At 34.3% G+C, this 20451-nt stretch carries 17 protein-coding genes; 14 read left to right on the top strand and 3 right to left on the bottom strand.

Going from position 1 to position 20451, the window contains the following annotated elements:
* Positions 1 to 2 precede the first annotated feature (2 nt).
* From BTO21_RS08425 to BTO21_RS08360, 14 genes are all read left to right on the top strand, one after another.
* On the top strand, positions 3 to 887 hold the full coding sequence (locus tag BTO21_RS08425; protein ID WP_105026764.1) for a hypothetical protein: 885 nt from the start codon (positions 3 to 5) through the stop codon (positions 885 to 887).
* The gene (locus BTO21_RS08420) at positions 868 to 1893 is read left to right on the top strand and encodes a glycosyltransferase family 4 protein (protein ID WP_052672690.1); all 1026 of its coding nucleotides are present in this window, start codon (positions 868 to 870) and stop codon (positions 1891 to 1893) included. The genes BTO21_RS08425 and BTO21_RS08420 overlap by 20 nt, the downstream gene beginning before the upstream one ends.
* Complete coding sequence (locus tag BTO21_RS08415) at positions 1874 to 2932, top strand: glycosyltransferase family 4 protein (RefSeq protein ID WP_045030687.1); 1059 nt, start codon at positions 1874 to 1876, stop codon at positions 2930 to 2932. Before BTO21_RS08420 ends, BTO21_RS08415 begins: the two co-directional genes overlap by 20 nt.
* On the top strand, positions 2922 to 3971 hold the full coding sequence (locus BTO21_RS08410; protein ID WP_045030685.1) for a glycosyltransferase family 4 protein: 1050 nt from the start codon (positions 2922 to 2924) through the stop codon (positions 3969 to 3971). Before BTO21_RS08415 ends, BTO21_RS08410 begins: the two co-directional genes overlap by 11 nt.
* Before the next feature lie 395 nt (positions 3972 to 4366).
* Positions 4367 to 5149, top strand: coding sequence for a hypothetical protein (locus BTO21_RS08405; protein ID WP_128973089.1), 783 nt, complete (start codon positions 4367 to 4369; stop codon positions 5147 to 5149).
* 9 nt (positions 5150 to 5158) lie between these two features.
* Complete coding sequence (locus BTO21_RS08400; protein WP_105026763.1) at positions 5159 to 6577, top strand: mannose-1-phosphate guanylyltransferase/mannose-6-phosphate isomerase; 1419 nt, start codon at positions 5159 to 5161, stop codon at positions 6575 to 6577.
* Between the two features lie 2 nt (positions 6578 to 6579).
* Positions 6580 to 8004: a phosphomannomutase gene (locus tag BTO21_RS08395; RefSeq protein ID WP_045030679.1), complete on the top strand. Its 1425-nt coding sequence runs from the start codon at positions 6580 to 6582 to the stop codon at positions 8002 to 8004.
* Positions 8005 to 8023: 19 nt separating this feature from the next.
* Positions 8024 to 9190 (top strand): nucleotide sugar dehydrogenase, encoded by a 1167-nt coding sequence (locus tag BTO21_RS08390; protein WP_045030678.1) that lies wholly within the window; start codon positions 8024 to 8026, stop codon positions 9188 to 9190.
* A 13-nt stretch (positions 9191 to 9203) separates the two neighbouring features.
* The gene (gene rffG / locus BTO21_RS08385) at positions 9204 to 10262 is read left to right on the top strand and encodes a dTDP-glucose 4,6-dehydratase (protein ID WP_045030676.1); all 1059 of its coding nucleotides are present in this window, start codon (positions 9204 to 9206) and stop codon (positions 10260 to 10262) included.
* An 80-nt stretch (positions 10263 to 10342) separates the two neighbouring features.
* Complete coding sequence (gene rfbA / locus BTO21_RS08380; protein ID WP_045030674.1) at positions 10343 to 11221, top strand: glucose-1-phosphate thymidylyltransferase RfbA; 879 nt, start codon at positions 10343 to 10345, stop codon at positions 11219 to 11221.
* 13 nt (positions 11222 to 11234) lie between these two features.
* On the top strand, positions 11235 to 12128 hold the full coding sequence (gene rfbD / locus BTO21_RS08375) for a dTDP-4-dehydrorhamnose reductase (protein WP_205068434.1): 894 nt from the start codon (positions 11235 to 11237) through the stop codon (positions 12126 to 12128).
* A gap of 20 nt (positions 12129 to 12148) precedes the next feature.
* Complete coding sequence (rfbC, locus tag BTO21_RS08370) at positions 12149 to 12694, top strand: dTDP-4-dehydrorhamnose 3,5-epimerase (protein ID WP_045030671.1); 546 nt, start codon at positions 12149 to 12151, stop codon at positions 12692 to 12694.
* Between the two features lie 144 nt (positions 12695 to 12838).
* Positions 12839 to 13624 (top strand): glycosyltransferase family protein, encoded by a 786-nt coding sequence (locus BTO21_RS08365; RefSeq protein ID WP_045030669.1) that lies wholly within the window; start codon positions 12839 to 12841, stop codon positions 13622 to 13624.
* Between the two features lie 173 nt (positions 13625 to 13797).
* Entirely contained in the window at positions 13798 to 14808 is a 1011-nt protein-coding gene (locus BTO21_RS08360; RefSeq protein WP_045030667.1) for an acyltransferase family protein, read from the top strand.
* Between the two features lie 104 nt (positions 14809 to 14912).
* Here BTO21_RS08360 and BTO21_RS08355 read toward each other — a convergent pair whose 3' ends face one another.
* The 3 genes from BTO21_RS08355 to BTO21_RS08345 form a co-directional block, all read right to left on the bottom strand.
* Complete coding sequence (locus tag BTO21_RS08355; protein ID WP_045030665.1) at positions 14913 to 16088, bottom strand: Arm DNA-binding domain-containing protein; 1176 nt, start codon at positions 16086 to 16088, stop codon at positions 14913 to 14915.
* 215 nt (positions 16089 to 16303) lie between these two features.
* Positions 16304 to 17551 carry a hypothetical protein gene (locus tag BTO21_RS08350; RefSeq protein WP_045030663.1) on the bottom strand — a complete coding sequence of 416 codons (1248 nt, stop codon included), beginning with the start codon at positions 17549 to 17551 and terminating at the stop codon, positions 16304 to 16306.
* Positions 17551 to 20451, bottom strand: coding sequence for a site-specific integrase (locus BTO21_RS08345; protein WP_105026762.1), 2901 nt, complete (start codon positions 20449 to 20451; stop codon positions 17551 to 17553). The genes BTO21_RS08350 and BTO21_RS08345 overlap by 1 nt, the downstream gene beginning before the upstream one ends.

The raw sequence follows: 20451 nt of genomic DNA, 5'->3' as shown, positions 1-20451 counted from the left end.
CTATGAAAAAATTAAAAATAGCTGTTTTAATCGCTGGACCACCTAGATATATAAATTCAGTAATTGATAACATTGAAAGAGTAAAGGGAGATAGGGATATCGATTACTATGTTTTTTTATGGAAAGCAGAGTCAAAAAGTAAAGCAAGAGAAGAAGAACAGATATTGAATAGAGGGAAATATGATATTAAATATTTGATAGAAGCAGAACCTAATCTTGAAACATCTTATGATAATATTTTCAAAAAGCAGAGTGACTCGGGCTTATCATCCCATTTTAATATTATAGGGATGTTTAACAGCATGAGAATATTAGTGCAATGTTTAGAGATTTTTAATATTAATTATGATTATGTAGTACGTATGAGAACAGATTGCTCAATTATTACTAAAGATTTTTTTCCTACTGAAAGAATAGATGAAGGAATGGCGTTAGTTTCAAAAAACTATTTAATTCCTTATTCGTGGGTATCTGATCATATTATGGTTGCAAGTGTTAAAACAATGATAAAAGTATGGTCATGGAAAGATAATGATTATCTTCATAGAGAATATAATCAAGTTGGTAGGAATCCTGAAAAATTATTGGCTAGAAAATTAAAGAAAAATAATATTAACGTTATTGATGAGTGGGTAAGGTATAAAGACTATCATATAGTCTATTTTCCCGTTAAGGAATCAGATCCTGAGCCATTTAATAAGAATATAACAGATAATGGTATTAAATTTTTTTTTATAAATTCTGAAAAAATATATTCAAATAAGCGAGAATTGATAGATTCTTACATACTTAATCAGAAAAAAAATCAAGATTACTATGCGCTTCCTAAAATAAAAAAAATTAAGATTAAGTTAAAAAGGTTCTTTGATGATAATTTTAGACTGTAGACTTGTAGCAGAGTCTGAAACAGGGATCTCAAGATTCAGTATAGAAAATGCGAATAGATTTGTTGAAAAGTTTGGTAAAGATAAAATACTGTTACTAGTTAATAAAAAAAATGATAAATTAATTGGAACACAAAAAGTTACTAAATTTAAGCCGTTTAATATAATTCATTTTTTTATTTTCTCGTTTTTTATTTATATTATCAATCCAGAAAAATACATATCATTCCATTATTCAGGGTTATGGTTTAAGAGAGATAGAACTCAATGCTTTATTACAGTTCATGATTTAATGTATAGAATCGTTGATGATTTTTTTAAACCTGGTTTTCAACGTTTGATTGGAGTCAGATATTATGACTTTATAGTTAAATATTCATTGTTATCATCGGATAATGTATTTTCTGTATCACAGACAACTAAAGATGATTTGTTGAGTATGTTTATTTGTAATTCTATAATTTGTTCTGAAGGGATTAACGATTTATTTTCTAAAATATCAATTGATGGTGAAGTATCTAATGATAAATTTGGGAGTGAATATTTTCTGTATGTTGGAAACGGTCGTCCACATAAAGGAATAAGTGAATTTCTCTGTGCTTACAAAACTTATATAAAAGTAGGTGGAGAAAGAAAGCTTATTTTAGTCGGTTCTGGACATAATATAGTAAGTGATGGAGTTACCTGTACAGGGGTTGTTTCGGATAAAGAACTTTATTTTTTGTATAAAAATGCTTATGCATTTGTATTTCCATCTAAGTATGAAGGTTTCGGATTGCCGATACTAGAGGCTATAAACTCTGGTACTATTGTCTATTGTAATGATATTCCCGCTTTTAAAGAGTTTAATAGTGATAATATATATTATTTTGATATCAATAATGTCGAAAGTATTACTAATTTACTTTTCGAAAATCATTTATTCGACGATATAGATAGTAAGGTATTCCTGAGTAAATACAATTGGAATAATACTTTTGAGATTATATATGAAGAGATTCAACAATAAGTTAATTATAATACACGACTTTGATGGTAGACCATATTATAAAGCTTTAGAGAGCGTAGATAATGTTATATTTTGTAATTCGCGACCATTTAGATTTTTATTAAGAGATCTTATAAAGCATAAAAAAATCAGCGATGATGTATTAAATTCGCTATTACTTTTGGTTTTTATTCCATTTATAAAAAGAAATAAAATACTAATTGCAATGGCTCCGTTAAATATAAGAATGATTTTATACTCAGTGTTGAAATATAGAAATACTGTAATATATCATTCGTCTTGGCCTCACTGGGGGGCTTATTATCCTTTTAGTTATGGTTTTCTGAATAAATATCTTGAGATTATTTGGAAGAAATTATTGAGAACAGACTATAAGATTATCTGTGTAACAAAAGAAGCTCAAAAAAAATTATCTTTATTTATCAATATGAAGATTTCTGATTTAAGTCAGATATATCATGTTGTTGACTGTCAGGAAATTTCGAAAGAATGTTTTGAACGAAAATGGAAAGATATAAATAAGCTAAATGTTGGTTTTCTTGGTCGTATTAATGAGTCTAAAGGAATCAATGAATTTATTGAAATAGCGAATAATGAATTATTATATTCTAACGTTGACTTTTATGCTGTAGGTAAAGGTGCAATGGAGGATTGTATTACAGGAAGTAGAAATATAGATTATCTTGGATTTCTTAGTAACCGTGATGATGTTAGGAGCTATCTATCAAGTTTAAACTTCCTTTTAGTTCCATCAAAACGCAATAAATATTGGGAAGAGCTATTTGGTGTTGTTATAATTGAAGCAATGAGTCAGGGCGTTGTGGTAATAACCACAGATCATATTGGACCTAAAGAAATTATAAATTCTGGTAATGATGGGATTATATTAACTGAAGATGAATATGTATCCACAGTTATCGACATCCTCACAATAAAAGATAAAGAATGCTATTCTCAGGTGGCCTTTAATGCAATTGTATCATCTAGAAAATATTCATTTGATAAAATAAAAAATAGCTGGAGTGATAATGTATCCTAGATTATATATTGACGCACGTAGTTTAAAGGCCAATCCGGTTGGAGTCGCAAGATATGTCACGGAAATGGTATATGAATTATCTAACCTTGGTTATAAAATTACCTTAATATCTAATAAGGAGATAATTCTTCCTGAGAAGATAAAAAAGGAATCTATCGATGTGAATGTGTACGATAAGTTCTCAAAAATACCGGGTACAATTTTCGTTTCTATACTCTTGAGTTTTATCCTTCCTCGGAATGCCATCTTTTTGGGTTTCTGTCATTGTATTCCTTTCTTTCGAATTAAAAGTATTCTATTTGTTCACGATATTGTAGCTTATCGTTACCCAGAGACAATGACGTTACTTAATAAATGGATGAACAGATTCTCATTTACTTTCAGTTTGAAGCGTGCAAAGAAAATCATAACAGTATCAGAGTTTACGAAAAATGAAATAGTTGATTTTTTCTCTTTGGAGCCTAAGGCAATAATGGTTGCTAGAAACTCTATTGATATTGGCCTATTTAAGAATAACACTTCTCCGAGAGATAGTTTTATTCTTGCTGTTGGTTCGATTGAACCTAGGAAAAATATAAATTCTCTTGTTAAAGCTTTTTTCACCTTAATCGAAAAAGATAACTATATTGGTGATTTACTTATCGTAGGGCCTTCTGGCTGGTTGATGCATGATTTTTTTAAAGAAGTTCAATCTTCACCTTATAGTAATAGGGTAAAGTTTACTGGTTTTGTTAGGGATACTGAACTATCTCTTTTGTATAATTCTTGCGAATTATTTGTTTTTCCAAGTATCTATGAAGGATTTGGTATTCCTCCATTGGAAGCTCTTTCTTGTGGGGCTAAAGTAATATGCACATCTCAAAGTGAAATCCCAAATATGGGTCTTGAAGATATTACCTTCTTTGATCCGGCTATTGATGATTTATATTCTTTAATTAAAGAAACCTTAGTATCAGAGAAAGAAATATGTAATTTTAAATATAATGACTCGTGGGCTAAAAATGCAGACATTATTAGTTCGGAAATAAAAAAGATATGATTTTTATTATATTATTATTGAGTATTTTTCTTGTTCTCATAAGATGGTATAAGATTGATAGTAGCCTTAATTCTGGCTTACTAGTATATGGAATATTCATATTCTTATATTCTGTATTTCCTTTATATTATCTAGAGTTTGGTAGCAATGTTGTAAATATTGAACTACCTCTACTAAATAAAGAAATATCCCACTATATATCGTTAACTATCATTAGTATAAATATTTTTCTATTTACTATAACATTTTATAATAGAAGGGTTTTTTGTATTAACTATGATGTAAATGGTAGGTTTGAAATTTTTGCAAGAATTTTGTTCCCAATACTCTCACCCATAGTACTTGTTTTGGTTTGGTTTTATCCTTGGCCTAAATATGGTGAGGAAGTGACGGTTATGACCTCAGTTGCAACCTTTTCAAAAACTATCTTACTTTTAGTATTTTCATCGTTATCTATATCAAGAAGCAAGAACAAAATATCTTCATATAAATTTTTTCTTTTTCTTTTGATATTGTTATTCATCAGCATTGTTGATACAGCTAGAACACATATGATGATTGCAATATTTATTTACTTTTATGGTGAAAGATATAGCTTAAAAAAAGCACTATCGATGTTTCCTTTTTTGTTGGCTCTATTTTTTATTTTTGTATATATGACCCTAAGAAGAACTGATATTGAATTTTCTTTCGGCCTTGTTTTGTGGCCTTTTTTCTCTGAGGCTATATTTGGGTCTTATGGTGCATATCAAACAGTTGAAATAATCAATAACAATGGAAGCTTTTTAGGTAGTCCAATTTACTTCATATATGATAATTTTATTTCTTTATTTAATCTGACAAACTTTTTTCAAAGTCATATTCTTGAAGTGATATCTAACGCAATGTCTAATGGCGTAATTTCTCTAAAGTATTATCCATTAGGTGGGCACTTTTTCTTATCTGAATTCATGATATATTTCGGATATAGCGTCATTTTTCTATTTCCAATATTTTATTATTTTTTCTTTAAAGTAATAAGAAAACTACCGGGAGAGCTCTATGTTATTTATCTTTCAATGAGCTTCATGTTAATCAAAGCTCCTATTTTAGTTATAATTAAAACTGCAATATTAATACTAATAGCTTACTATTTTTTCTCACTAATTACTCGTATTCTTATTAGAGTAAATAACTGATAATATATTATGAACGAAAAAAAATTGATACCTGTTATTATGGCCGGTGGTTCTGGATCACGTCTTTGGCCCTTATCTAGAACACATTATCCTAAACAATTTATTTCCTTAGTAAATGATGATTCTATGCTTCAAAATACTATTACAAGATTAGATTCTTTATCTAAATCAGAACCAATAATTATTTGTAATAATGAACATCGTTTTATGGTTGCTGAGCAATTACGAAATATTGGTGTTAATAATGCTAGTATTATATTAGAGCCAGTTGGAAGAAATACAGCACCTGCAATTGCACTTGCTGCTTTTAAAGCAATAAGCGATGGTAATGATCCTTTACTTTTAGTTTTAGCTGCAGACCATGTTATTACTAAAGAAAGTGCATTTATCGAATCTGTAAATAAAGCAAAAGATGCAGCTAATGATGGAATGTTAGTGACATTTGGTATTGTTCCAAGCCATCCTGAAACAGGTTATGGTTATATTAAACAGGGTAAGCATCTTGGTAATTCTCTATTTCAGGTAGAAGCATTTGTTGAAAAACCTGATTTAGAAACAGCAGAAAGTTATTTTAGTTCAAAACTATACTCTTGGAATAGTGGTATGTTTTTATTTAAAGCATCTACGTATTTGAGTGAGCTTAAAAAGTATAATCCTGAAATTTATGATATTTGTAAATTGGCTATAGCATCAACATATTCTGACTTAGATTTTATACGTATATCTAAGGATATTTTTGATAAGTGTCCTGATGATTCAATTGACTATGCCGTTATGGAAAAAACAGATAAAGCTATTATCGTACCAATGGATGCTGGTTGGAGTGATGTTGGTTCTTGGTCTGCATTATGGGGGATTCATAATAAGGACGAAGCAGGGAATGCTTGTCGTGGCGATGTGCTTCTAGATTCAACGACGAATAGTTATATTTATGCTCAAAATAAATTGGTTACAACGGTAGGTGTTTCTGATCTAGTTATCGTCGAGACAAAAGATGCAATTTTAGTGGCACATAAAGATAAAGTACAAAATGTTAAAAATATTGTTAATCGTTTAAAGGATATGGGTAGAAATGAATATCAACATCATTTAGATATTTATCGCCCTTGGGGTAAACATGAACAAATTGCAGAAGGTGATCGTTATCACGTCAAAAAGATAACAGTACGCCCCGGTGAAAAAACAGCAACCCAAATTCATTATCATCGTGCAGAGCATTGGATTGTAGTATCTGGGACGGCAAAAGTTTTAAATGGTGATGAAACATATTTAGTTTCTGAAAATCAGTCGACTTATATTCCTATCGGTTCTCCTCATTCTTTTGAAAACCCAGGCAGAGTTGATTTAGAGCTTGTTGAAGTACGAACTGGAAATTATTTATCGGAAGACGATATCGTCCGTATTGGAACTGATGGTGAAGGATATTAAAAATGAGTTTATTACTAAGTTCAAAAGTTATTAAAGATTCAGGTATTCAGTTTGGAACCAGTGGTGCTCGTGGTTTAGTTGAAAAATTCACTGCTAACGTGTGTGCGGCTTTTACCCATGCATTTATTAGTTGTATGCAAACTGAATTTAATTTTAAGCAGGTTGCGATTGCAATAGATAATCGACCAAGTAGTCCGGCAATGGCACAAGCGTGTGCTAAAGTTGTTCAACAATTAGGACTTGAAGTTATCTACTATGGTGTAGTGCCAACACCTGCATTAGCTTATGCTTCAATGCAAGACAATATTCCTTGTATTATGGTAACAGGTAGCCATATCCCTTTTGATCGCAATGGCCTTAAATTTTACCGTCCAGATGGTGAAATTAGTAAAGAAGATGAACAAGCTATTTTAAATGCCGCTGCTGAGTTTGAATCAATAGCTGATTTACTTGAACTAACGATAAATAATAAAGCGGCTGTTCAGTATATAGTTCGCTATATCTCGTTATTCGATAGTCAAGTGTTAATAGGTAAACGTATTGGTATTTACGAGCACTCAAGTGCTGGGCGTGATTTATATGTGCCAATGTTTGAAGCATTAGGCGCTGAAGTTATTTCGCTTGAGCGTAGCGATGAGTTTGTACCGATTGATACCGAAGCAGTATCAGATGCCGATAAGCAAAAAGCGAAACTATGGTCAAAAGAATATAACTTAGATTTTATTTTCTCAACTGATGGCGATGGTGATCGTCCATTGGTCGCAGATGAAAATGGTGATTGGTTACGTGGTGATATTTTAGGTCTGTTATGTGCTGATGCCATGAATATTGAAGCGTTAGCAGTTCCAGTTAGTTGTAATACTGCGATTGAAAGTTACGATCGATTTAGTCATGTGACTCGAACAAAAATAGGTTCGCCTTATGTGATTGCTGAATTTACTGAGTTATCGAAAAAATATCAGTCGATTGCAGGTTTTGAAGCCAATGGCGGTTTTTTATTAGGCTCTGATGTTTCAGTTAATGGCAAAGAAATTAAATCATTACCTACTCGTGATGCGGTATTACCTGCATTAATGTTATTGGTAGCAGCAAAAGAAAAGCCGATATATGAATTAGTGGATGACTTGCCACAGCGGTTTACTCATAGTGATCGTATTCAAAATTTCGCAACTGAAAAAAGCATCGCTATTTTAAGTGAAGCAAAAAATGCGCCACAAGAATTTATAACTAAATTAGGCTTTGATGATTATTCTGTTGAGTGTATTAATTTAACTGATGGATTAAGAATTATATTAGTTAATGGTGATGTTATTCATCTTCGCCCATCAGGAAATGCTCCAGAGCTTCGCTGTTATGCTGAATCTGGTCAATTAGAACAAGCTCAATATATTGTGACTAAATCACTAGAAAATATTCAATCCTTCTAATTATATATTCGGAATTAAAATGAAAATCGCTATTGCCGGAACTGGTTATGTGGGCCTGTCTAATGCTATGCTCTTAGCACAGCATAATGAAGTTATTGCTGTAGATATTATCGAAGAAAAAATAAATTTATTAAATGATAAAATATCCCCAATAGTAGATAAGGAAATTGAAGATTTTCTCCAAAATAAGCAATTAAATTTTCATGCTACATTGAATAAGCAGTTAGCATATGAAAGTGCTGATTTTGTTATTATTGCAACCCCGACTGATTACGACTCTGTAAATAACTTTTTTAATACCTCATCTGTTGAAGCTGTTATTAAAGATGTTATGGCTATAAATCCAAATGCAGTGATGGTGATTAAATCAACTGTTCCTGTTGGTTATACTAAACAGGTTAAAGAGCAGTTTGGCTTTGAGAATATTATCTTCTCACCTGAGTTCTTACGTGAAGGTCGTGCTCTTTACGATAATCTCTATCCATCACGTATTATTGTTGGTGAACAAAGCGAACGTGCAACAGTATTTGCTAATTTATTATTTGAAGGCGCTATTAAACAAGATATTCCAGTTTTATTTATAGATTCAACTGAAGCTGAAGCGGTAAAGTTATTTTCTAATACCTATTTGGCAATGCGTGTTGCTTACTTTAATGAATTAGATACCTACGCTGCTTCCAATGGTTTAGATGCACGTCAAATTATTGAAGGTGTAGGTTTAGATCCTCGTATAGGCAATCATTACAATAATCCATCGTTTGGTTATGGTGGCTATTGTTTACCTAAAGATACTAAACAACTTCGTGCTAATTACCGCGATGTGCCAAATAATATTATTGGTGCAATTGTTGATGCCAATACCACCCGTAAAGATTTTATAGCTGACTCTATTATTGCTAAAAATCCAGAATGTGTTGGTATTTACCGTTTAATTATGAAAGCAGGTTCCGATAACTTCCGCGCATCAAGTATTCAAGGGATCATGAAGCGTATTAAAGCTAAAGGTATTGAAGTTGTTATTTATGAACCTGTATTACATGAAAAAGAATTCTTTAATTCATTAGTCATGGATAACTTAGCTGAGTTTAAACAACAGTGTGATGTGATTGTTTCTAATCGTATGGTTGAAGAACTTTCAGATATTGCTGATAAAGTGTATACACGCGATTTGTTTGGCGCAGATTAATAAGAGAATAAAAATGAAAATTTTAGTAACTGGTGGTGCCGGTTTTATTGGTTCGGCCGTGATTCGTCATATTATAAGTAATACTAAAGATAGTGTTGTTAACGTTGATAAATTAACTTACGCAGGTAACTTAGAGTCATTAGTTGATGTAGAAAACAATGATCGTTATTCTTTTGAGCAAGTTGATATTTGTGATCGCGCAGAGTTAGATCGTGTCTTTGCTGAGCATCAACCTGATGCGGTTATGCATTTAGCTGCTGAAAGCCATGTTGATCGTTCAATCGATGGTCCTGCGGCATTTATTGAAACCAATATTGTCGGTACCTATACAATTTTAGAAGCAACTCGTGCTTACTGGAATCAATTAGATGATACCCGCAAGGCGGCATTTCGTTTCCACCATATTTCAACCGATGAAGTATATGGTGACTTGGAAGGCACCGATGACTTGTTCACTGAAACAACATCGTATGAGCCATCGAGTCCGTATTCAGCCTCTAAAGCATCAAGCGATCATTTAGTGCGAGCATGGCTACGTACATACGGTTTACCAACCATTGTAACTAATTGCTCAAATAATTACGGTCCGTACCATTTCCCCGAAAAGCTGATTCCGTTAATTATTTTAAATGCTTTAGACGGTAAGGCATTGCCAGTTTACGGCAATGGCATGCAAATTCGTGATTGGCTATATGTAGAAGATCATGCCTCAGCGCTTTATACCGTAGTCACTAAAGGCGAAATTGGTGAAACCTATAATATTGGTGGTCATAATGAAAAAGCCAATATTGAAGTGGTAAAAACGATTTGTTCATTGCTAGAAGAGTTAGTACCTAATAAACCTCAAGACATAACTGAATACCAAAACTTAATTACTTACGTAACAGATCGCCCAGGGCATGATGTTCGTTATGCAATTGATGCTTCTAAAATTGCCCGTGAACTTGGCTGGAAACCGGCAGAAACGTTTGAATCAGGTATTCGTAAAACTGTTGAATGGTATTTAGCGAATCAAAAATGGTGGAGCCGAGTATTAGATGGCTCATATAACCGTGAGCGTTTAGGTAACTAATTTATCCACATCTTTCTTTTTTGATCTCGGGTTGAGTATTTATTTACCAACCCTAGATATATAACCTTGGATTCTTATTTATGAAAGGCATTATTTTAGCGGGCGGTTCAGGTACGCGTCTTTACCCTATTACGCGTGGTGTATCTAAGCAGTTACTACCTATTTACGACAAGCCAATGATTTTTTACCCACTATCTACATTAATGTTAGCGGGCATTAAAGATATTCTGATTATTACTACTCCAGAAGATAATCAAAGTTTTCAACGTTTATTAGGTAATGGCTCTGACTTTGGAATTAATCTGGAGTATGCGATTCAGCCTTCTCCGGATGGTCTAGCACAGGCATTTATTATTGGTGAAGAGTTTATTGGTAATGATAGCGTGTGTTTAGTGCTTGGCGATAACATTTTTTATGGCCAATCATTTGGACAACAGCTAAGCCATGCCAGAGAGTTAATATCACAAGGTGTTGCTACTGTTTTTGGTTATCAAGTACATGATCCAGAACGTTTTGGTGTGGTTGAATTTGATAACAATATGAAAGCCATTTCTATTGAAGAAAAACCGCAACAACCTAAATCAAATTATGCAGTAACAGGATTATATTTTTATGATAATCGTGTCGTTGAAATGGCAAAGCAAGTTAAACCGTCACATCGTGGCGAGCTTGAAATTACCACATTAAATGAAATGTACCTAAATGATGGATCATTAAATGTTGAGCTATTAGGCCGTGGTTTTGCATGGCTTGATACGGGGACTCATGAGAGCCTGCAACAGGCAGCATCATTTGTTGAAACCGTACAAAATATTCAAGGCTTAAAAGTTGCTTGTTTAGAAGAAATTTCATGGCGTAATGATTGGTTAACAACAGAGCAAGTACAATTGCTGGCTGAACCAATGATGAAAAATGAATACGGTCAATATTTAATGCGTATTGTTTCTGAAGAAAAATAAGAAGTGAATAAACATTGTGAAAGTATTAATTACAGGTAGCAATGGTCAAGTAGGTAGCTGTTTAGTTAAACAGCTACAATCTTGTCCTGAGATTGAATTTTTAGCTGTTGACAGAAATGAACTTGATATTACCTCTGAGCAAGAGGTTGTAAAAACCGTCAATGATTTTATGCCAAATATTATTATTAACGCAGCAGCTCATACTGCAGTTGATAAAGCAGAGAATGAAGTTGAATTATCTTATGCTATAAATCGAGATGGCCCTTTATATTTAGCCCAAGCAGCCGAGCGAATTGGCGCTGCAATATTACATATATCGACAGATTATATTTTTGCGGGTGATAAAGACGGTTTATATAGTGAATCTGATACTGTTAACCCGCAAGGTGTGTATGGGGAAAGTAAATTAGCGGGTGAAAAAGCTGTCATCAATGCCTGCTCTCGTCATATTATTTTACGAACTGCTTGGGTATTTGGTGAAGATGGTAATAACTTTGTAAAAACCATGCTTCGTTTAGCACAGCAAAGAGATTCATTAGGCATTGTTGCTGACCAGTTCGGTGGACCAACTTATGCAGGTGATATTGCTGCTGCATTAATTAAAATAGCTAAATCAATCACAGACTCAAAAAATACATTTAATATTGAGCATTACGGTATTTATCATTTCTCCGGTATGCCACATGTCAGTTGGTGTGAATTCGCTCAAATCATCTTTAACAAAGCGATTGAACAAAAGGTTTTAGTAAAATCGCCTGACGTAAAGGGGATTAAAACAGAACAATATCCAACACCTGCGAAACGTCCTGCCAATTCAAAATTGAATACAAAAAAAATAACAATAGTATTTAATATTCTAGCAAGTGATTGGCGATTAGCATTAAATCATTTGAGTGATTATTCTTAATACTGAATTAGAGAGCAATAATGAAAGTCATAAATACAAGCATCCCTGATGTAAAAATTATAGAGCCAGCTGTCTTTGGTGACGAGCGTGGTTTCTTTATGGAAACTTGGAATCAAAATAAATTTGAAGAATTAGTTACTGGTAAGCCTACCCAATTTGTACAAGATAACCATTCTAAATCTAAAAAAGGTATTTTACGCGGATTACATTATCAAACAGAAAATACTCAAGGTAAGTTAGTGCGTGTTGTTTCTGGTGAGGTATTCGATGTAGCGGTTGATATTCGTAAAGATTCCCCAACGTTTGGTAAATGGGTTGGTGTTTATCTTTCTGCTGAAAATAAACGTCAGTTATGGGTACCTAAAGGTTTTGCTCATGGTTTTTATGTGACTAGTGATGAAGCTGAATTTGTTTATAAATGTACAGATTATTATAACCCAAATTCAGAAAATTCTATTTTATGGAACGATTCAGATATTGGGATTAAATGGCCATTAATTGATATGCCAGTATTATCTAATAAAGATGTAAATGGTGTTGAATTTAAAAAAGCAAAAGGATTGTAATAGTAATAATACCTTTATTCATTAAAAATTAACTTTTAAAAGTGTTCTTATTTCCTTTATTTTTATGGTTTATATTTTTATGGTGTAAATCATTTTTCAAATCCTTGCAAAATAATCTTTCTACATGAACTTATTGGTATAATTATGGATGTATATATTTCAGTTGTTTCTCATGGACATGATAAAATAATAAATAATTTGGGTTGCCTTAAGTTATTATCTGATAGTTTTAATATTATAATAAAAAGTAATAAGCGAGGTGATGACTTCAAAGAATTATCTCTGTGTAATAATGTCCATTGGATTGATAGTGATTATGGGTTAGGTTTTGGTCATAATAATAATTATGTTTTTTCATATTGTATCAATAATCTAAATATGAAAGATGATGATTTATTTATTGTATTTAATCCGGATGTTTTAATGGATAGTAATTCTATATATGATTTGGTTTCTTTAATGAAAAAAGATAAAACACATATGAGTTGTATTAATCTTTTTAGAAATGAAGAACATACTATTTATGATTGTTCAATAAGAGACTTTCCAAAACTCCATCAATTTATAAGATCATTTTTAGGATTTGGTAATACTGCGATTATAGATAAGGGTACTATTAGTGATACAACGACTGTAGATTGGGCGGCAGGCTCATTTTTAGCATTTCTAGTGCAAAGATATAAAAGTCTAGAAGGCTTTGATGAGAGATATTTTATGTATTGTGAAGATATAGATATTTGTTATCGAAGTAATAAACAAGGGCACCCTGTTGTTTATTATCCTCAAATTAAAGCATTACACTATGCAAAGCATGAAAATAGAAAGTTCTTTTCTAAACATTTATATTGGCATATAAATAGTGTTATTAGATTTTTATTAACTAAAAAAGAGTTTACAACGCCTAAATCTTGTCTTTTTTATGAGATTTAAGTTTATTATCTCTGTATCTGTATCTGTATCTGTATCTGGATGTATTATGAGTGGTTTCTCTTAGAGTTTATATTATTTAGGTGAGGTTTTAAGTTGATAATTACAACTATAAGATCTTATTTAGAATAATATCCATATTATATGTTGATTAAATAAGAAGTAAGTTTTTGAAAATGGCTAATAATTTTAATATACTTAGAATTGTATTTTCTGTAATCGTTTTATTATACCATATAGGTGTTTTAGCTAATATAAAATGGCTGTTAATTTTCCCTGGTGATATATCAGTTCATGGCTTCTTTATTATAAGTGGTTATTTGATAACAAAAAGTTTTATTAATAACAAAAATCTTAAAATGTATTTTCATTCTCGATTTTTTAGGATATATCCATTGTATCTAATTGTTATTATTACTTTTTTCTTTGTTGGTAGTATTATAAGTACGTTAAGTTATGATGAGTATCTAAATTCTGGGGCTATTAAATATGTAATAAATAATTTGTTTTTATTGAATTTCTTAGAGCCAAATTTACCAGGTGTATTTATAGGTAATGGGAATGGTGGTGCTGTAAACGGTTCATTATGGACAATAAAAGTTGAAGTTATGTTTTATCTTATTGTTCCTGTGATATATTCTTTTTTAATAAAAGAAAGTCATAGGAAAATAGGAACTGTTATTATTGGAGTATTTTCAGTTATATTTTGTTATTGCTTGTCTTATTTAATAGATGAGTATAATTTAAATTCATCTTTAAATAACCAGTTACCATCTTTCCTTTCATACTTTATGGTTGGTGCGTATTTTAACTTTATTAAAAAAGATAATAAACATATACTACTTTTACTTCCCTTTGTCATATATGGGTTAATATATATAGACTGGATATGGATGAAACCTATATTGACCGGTTTTCTTGTTTATATTTTAGCATTTTTAATGCCTAAGATAAATGTAAGTGAAAAATTAGGAGATATTTCTTATGGTATTTATATATGGCATTTCCCAGTAATACAGTTATATATATATTATGGTCTATACAGTAAACCAATACTTGGTGTTTCACTTACACTACTAACAGTCTTAATGCTTTCTTATATTAGCTGGCATTTGATTGAAAAGAAGTGTGTTAACCATAGTAAGCAATATAGATATTTATCCAGTAAGGCTGATGTTATTAATTAACAAATTGACTTTTATGTGGTGTTAATATTACTTAAAAGCCCGTATTGAATCACTTATATTAGTGTTCATACGGGCTTTTTGCGTTTTAAACATTTATAAAACTATTAACGTCTATCAAATACGCCATTTGATTCCATCATATCTGAAAATGCACTGCCATCATGGCGAGTGGCGTTAAAGACATAAGGTGCATAAACATCAAATAATAACCGTGTATTACTGTGACCGAGCATTTGTGAAACGTATAATGGGTTTTCATGAGCGGCTAAATGCAGCACTGCCGCAGTATGGCGGGTTTCATAAGGGCGACGTGTTTTTAAATTGGCTTTTTTAAGCGTTGGATGCCAAATATCTTTGCCAATTTTACGGGTATCTAGTGGTAAGCCATTATCATCGGTAAACAAAAAATCATCAGGGTCAGTGAGGGGGGCGGTAATACGCTTAATTGCAGTCAGTAACAGATCATTAATCGGTAAGTCGCGACGTGATTTTGGGGTTTTCACATCAGTGATGTCACCATTAACCATATTTTGACGAATATGAAGTAAGCGATGCTCAAAATCAATATGTTTAAGTTGCAGTCCATGCACTTCACAACTTCGCATTCCCGTCATAAAACGCAGTAAAAAATAGTCGTACCAATTAGGGTCGACATAGTCTAAAAAGCGTTTCACTTCCTCTAAGGTCATCGGCGAACTGTCCGCTTTTTGCTCTCGCAAGGCGCGGTAACGTGAGAAGGGATAATTAAATTTCAATTCCTCTGCCGCGACTATCATAATAGAAATTAACGGCCACAAAATATTATTAATGCGTGCATTAGATAATGTGCGGCTGCCATCCTCTTTTTCTCGCGCGGCTAATTGTTGGCGAAATTGATCTAACTGACTTAAATAAATCTCATTAATTAAGGTATTGCCAAAATAGGGGATCAAATAATTATCAATATTACGCTCAACCGTCTTACGGTAGCTATTCTTCCATTTAGGTGCCTGCTGCGATAGCCACTTCTTTGCAAAATCATCAAAGTAAGGATAAAAGCGGTCGGGATATTTATCTCGTTGCAAGCGCTCAAACTGCTCGACCTTTTTACTGTCAGGAAAGTAATCACGGTACTGAAAAGTTTTTAACGCAATTTCAGCATTGATTTGTTTGACAGTCGCTTTGGCGATTTTAAGGTTCTTAGGGGTAGCAGGCATGCCAGAAGTTTCACGAAATCTTGTTCCATAAACGTGAATATCGTACTGAATGATCCCATTTGGGCGCACACGAATGTTAGCCATATCAAGTCTCCATTGAATAGATCTACCCATATCCAATGGACTTAGATACACTAAGGCCATCGGCTGAGTCTTGCTTAAACGTCGGGGCAGCCGGTACGAGGCGAAGTGGTTGCCGCCACTTCGCTTCAACTGCTTATCTGAGACAGTAATGAATTACTGTGCATATCTAACTGTAGACGGTACTGGTTATTTGTCCAGTGTGTAATCGATATTTTTTAAATATCGTCATAGCCTAATAAATCGGCTTGTTTGCAACTATCCCCCTGATTTTGTTTATTGTAGATAGCCATCAATGTTTGCATGGCCATCAGATCATTGTTATTGGTGTTCAGCTCAATAGGAATGCTTGCATAAGGGCGTTTAGGATCATGTTCATTATAAAAGGCCAATTTTCTTGAGCCATCAGCGGTTTTCAGTATACGTAGCGTCATTCCTTTCAGCTCGGTAATATTTTTGATCCGCACTTTAAGCAGTTGACGCAAATTAATGTTGTAGAGCAATGGCTGTTTGGTCGTAATATCCAGTGCGGAGAGATTCTGAAAGCTATCAACGGTACAACCAAAGCCTGAAAGATAGACATCATTTTGGGTGAAATAGAGCAAACTGATGTTGTTATGCTTTATTTGATGCACACGCGTATAAGCTTCAATTTCTGATTTGAGTGCGTAGATCTTAACAACGCACTTCACCTCCGTTGTGTAATTGGCTTTAGGTTTATTATTAAACTCTGACAGTGATTCAAGAGAGCAAGACTGACTGTGTTTACCATCGGTGACAGTCAGTTGTTCATTATCAACATTGATCATTAATGTGCCTGATTGTGTGTGCTGACAAGTATGTTTCAGTATATCAAGACCATCTTGGTTAGCGACTAAGTCGATTTCTGGGATCAGATCCTGTGGCAGTGCCGTTGTTGTTATATCATTATCACGCTGAACAATAATTTTATGCTGTGCTTTATCGATTTTAAAAAATTCTAAAGGACAGTGATTGCTTGCAACCTCAAGCATGGGTTGTAGCGCTGATATTGATACGGTCTGAAAGGTTTTATTATCAAGTGACGCGATATAATCAAGGTGCGCTTCACAAGCGGCACTACATTGCCAGCGACGAACAGCATGATCGTTAGCATACCCAATAACATAACTATCACTTTGGGGGTGCTCATCAAGCTCTAAAATGATCTCTTGATTCTTCCTCTTAGTTTTTAAGCAATCCTCGCAATAGTATTTAAACATATCAGCATCTATCGACCATTTACCATTCTGTAATGTTGGATCTTGGCCCTCAAAAGGGAGCTTGATGATCCTCAGTGCATCACGTTTACCACCAATAACACTAATAGTATTAGCCGCTTTATCAATAATAAACGTGATCAGCGATGTGCGTTCTTTTTTATCAATAGCATCAATCATCAGCATAATGTGTGGGTAATATTGTTTGTCGATTAATATCGTCTTCATCATGTGTTCCTTAGTGATGCGTTTAAAAAGTCATGCAGCATTTGAAATAGCAATGGTGCTTGAGGAATAAAGCGCACTGTAATGTTCAGCTGTGTGCTTCCAGTATTGAGTTTATGTATCGAAACGGTGTCTTTATTTGTCGCAAAGTAAGTGTCAATCAGCACTTTATTTTTATTGATGCGAGTTTTTCTATTGTGTTGTAGCGCAAAAGCAAATTGGCAGCATTTAAAAAGTGGGCTTCTAAACACCCGTTGAAAGTAGATGCCATTGTCTTTATTGCAGCGAACGGTAAATGACAGGGTACGTGTATCGAAATCGACATCCATTGGCCCTAATTGTTGTAATGCTTGCCGTTGCTGTTTGGTGAATATGATCGGCTGGTGTCTACCTGTTAGTGCCCAAAATTCGCTAAGTGCTGAAAATGCCTGTTTATCTGTAGTTAATGTTCCCAATAACTTTTTAGATTGGTAGTTATAGCAGCGTGCTGTTGGTTGATGACTGTCTATAAGGGCAATGTCGACAGTGCAATGTTCTAGCCATAACGACAGTAAGTGGTTTTCATCTTTGGGCTCACTGATGCTTGTTTGTTGAGGTGTGACCGACTTGAGCTGTTTAAATCCTTTTTTCTTTAATAGATGTGGGGTTAATTCAAGCGCGGTTAACATCAAGGTGTAGTTTTGCTTTTGATGGGTTGTTGCTTGTCGGTAATCTGGGGCGATGGCATTTAAAAATCGTGACACATCATTAGATAATGGACCGATCCCGAGTAAATAGCGCAGTTCACTTTGTTTATAGCCATTATCATTAATTGAAAATAAGGGCGTTAACCACTCAATACCGTGTAAATAGCTCCAACGCGTTGTCGCATAGTGACTATGGCCCAATTGATCGCCGATGACATCAAACAATAGTCCACCATTGACGTGAGAAAAGGGGCGTCCTTCTAGCCAAAAATCAAACCGCTCGCGGCAACGGTGTTCGGTCAGCATTGCCGCGGTCGCTTTACCTAAAGGCAGGGGCGATTGCGTTAAGGCGAGTGCGAGCTGAAGGCCTTGTTGCATCAACCAATGTGCGCCACTATGGCGAAGGTGGTGAAAGCGGACATTCGTGCCCCATAAGGCTTTTAATGCCTTTGTGACAGGTAATAAATAATGCAATTGACGTGATGTCATGGATTCATGGTTAAACCCTAACAAGGGTGTTGTCGCTAAGCAGCCACGCTTAATATGGATCACGATTCTGATTAATTTGGCGATAGTGGTAGGTAATGAAAGATAAACAAACCGTTTTTGTTTATTTTTAGTGTTACCTTCGGCGGTTTTACAGATACATAACGTAAATTTATGTGGGTTATCCACATCCCCAATAATATCTTGGCAACGTAGCCGTGATACTTCCCCACGCCGCAATGCACCGTAAAAACCTAAGATCAAGGCCGTGGCGCAAAATAACCGCTGTAGTGGACTGCCTGTCGATTGAGAAACGAGGGCTTTAATCGTCACTAAACATTGGTCGGCACTCAGACAAAAAGGATCAACCGTGGCTGACAGTAACGGTGATGTGAATTGCGAGATATCAAAATGCTCAGTTACGGGGTGTTGAGGTAAAAAACGCAAAAAGTTATACATTAGCCACCGTTCGCTGTCGTTATCAAAATGCGCATACACCTCGATTGCCCAATCCATGAGCGCCTCGTGATCACAGGCCTCGATATAAGAAAGCGGATAGTCTTCGAGTTGATGGTATATACGAGTGTATTTACGAATACTATCTAACTGTAATGATGTCGCTCTTACACCACCAAATTGAATTAAATCATAGGTAAAGTAATACATAACATGGGCAATAATATTGTCGTGAGAGCTTGGTGGTGGCGTTGCAAATTGGGTGTTTAAAAAATGCTGCCATTGAGAAGACGGTTGATTTTTAATGGCGTTGATCAGTGCGAGGTGTGGCCAACGTTCAACTTTATTGGCTGTAAATGTGTGGTAGGCAGGCGCTATCCAATCTTGATCATAAATCAACTTAATGTGTTGTTCATACTGTGGGTGAGGTCGCTGTGGAACAAAGGCAACATGACGATGTGGCTGACTGATATCTAATAGTAGTGCACAAGGAAATTGGTATTGCACCAGCCAAATTTGTTGAAAACAATGTTGCCATTGCGCCACATTTCTTGAGGCAAGGTAAAACGGCGCCCGTGATAGCCATTGATCCAGTGCGTGATGCAACGTTTTGAGTGTTATCTTATCTGGCTCACTATTAAAGTAGTCGATTAACAACCGACAGCTAAACGGGGTTAATGCATAACGCGTAAAATAGGACGGCTGTTGTGGGTGCCGTGCTGCGGGAGTCTGGTGCTGGACGACAATCGTGAGTTGATTATCAAAGAGCTCAATACTGGCAGGCTCATTTAAAACCTCCGCCCAGTAGCGCAATGATAGTGGCGCGACTTCAATACTCAATGCCAGCGCAATAAAACCAATATTGAGCTCTGGGCGATCCTGGACAAAGATCGGTTTGTATTTTTGATAAGCCTGATACAGTGCTGATGCATCATGCGCTTGTAGGCTGATGAGTTGCATCCACGCTAATTGGGTATCGTGAAAACGTTTAAGCTCGAGCTCTGGCAGTTGCCATGCACAATGTTGATGTAAGTAAAATAACACATTATCAACGGCCCGCAGTAAATGCCGTTGCTTGCCTGTTGGAATGGTAGTGATTGTTTTTTTTATGCTTTGTAGCTCTGCCATTGTCATGCTGCGATCTGAACGAGGTGTTTTGTTGATAAGATCAATAACGTATTGAATAAATTCTTTATTTTCACAAGCTAATCCCTGCTGAGAATGACTATTTATGATCTCGTCACTCACTGATTTTAGTGTCATATTTTCTAGCAT

It is taken from the genome of Photobacterium phosphoreum, from assembly GCF_002954725.1.
Lineage (GTDB): Bacteria > Pseudomonadota > Gammaproteobacteria > Enterobacterales > Vibrionaceae > Photobacterium > Photobacterium phosphoreum.
This window is presented reverse-complemented; position numbering and strand designations above follow the sequence as displayed.

Coding starts and splice junctions, on each gene's coding strand:
- BTO21_RS08425 (WP_105026764.1), top strand. CDS start 3: ATGAAAAAATTAAAAATAGCTGTTTTAATCGCTGGACCACCTAGATAT.
- BTO21_RS08420 (WP_052672690.1), top strand. CDS start 868: ATGATAATTTTAGACTGTAGACTTGTAGCAGAGTCTGAAACAGGGATC.
- BTO21_RS08415 (WP_045030687.1), top strand. CDS start 1,874: ATGAAGAGATTCAACAATAAGTTAATTATAATACACGACTTTGATGGT.
- BTO21_RS08410 (WP_045030685.1), top strand. CDS start 2,922: ATGTATCCTAGATTATATATTGACGCACGTAGTTTAAAGGCCAATCCG.
- BTO21_RS08405 (WP_128973089.1), top strand. CDS start 4,367: ATGACCTCAGTTGCAACCTTTTCAAAAACTATCTTACTTTTAGTATTT.
- BTO21_RS08400 (WP_105026763.1), top strand. CDS start 5,159: ATGAACGAAAAAAAATTGATACCTGTTATTATGGCCGGTGGTTCTGGA.
- BTO21_RS08395 (WP_045030679.1), top strand. CDS start 6,580: ATGAGTTTATTACTAAGTTCAAAAGTTATTAAAGATTCAGGTATTCAG.
- BTO21_RS08390 (WP_045030678.1), top strand. CDS start 8,024: ATGAAAATCGCTATTGCCGGAACTGGTTATGTGGGCCTGTCTAATGCT.
- rffG (WP_045030676.1), top strand. CDS start 9,204: ATGAAAATTTTAGTAACTGGTGGTGCCGGTTTTATTGGTTCGGCCGTG.
- rfbA (WP_045030674.1), top strand. CDS start 10,343: ATGAAAGGCATTATTTTAGCGGGCGGTTCAGGTACGCGTCTTTACCCT.
- rfbC (WP_045030671.1), top strand. CDS start 12,149: ATGAAAGTCATAAATACAAGCATCCCTGATGTAAAAATTATAGAGCCA.
- BTO21_RS08365 (WP_045030669.1), top strand. CDS start 12,839: ATGGATGTATATATTTCAGTTGTTTCTCATGGACATGATAAAATAATA.
- BTO21_RS08360 (WP_045030667.1), top strand. CDS start 13,798: ATGGCTAATAATTTTAATATACTTAGAATTGTATTTTCTGTAATCGTT.
- BTO21_RS08355 (WP_045030665.1), bottom strand. CDS start 16,088: ATGGCTAACATTCGTGTGCGCCCAAATGGGATCATTCAGTACGATATT.
- BTO21_RS08350 (WP_045030663.1), bottom strand. CDS start 17,551: ATGAAGACGATATTAATCGACAAACAATATTACCCACACATTATGCTG.
- BTO21_RS08345 (WP_105026762.1), bottom strand. CDS start 20,451: ATGCTAGAAAATATGACACTAAAATCAGTGAGTGACGAGATCATAAAT.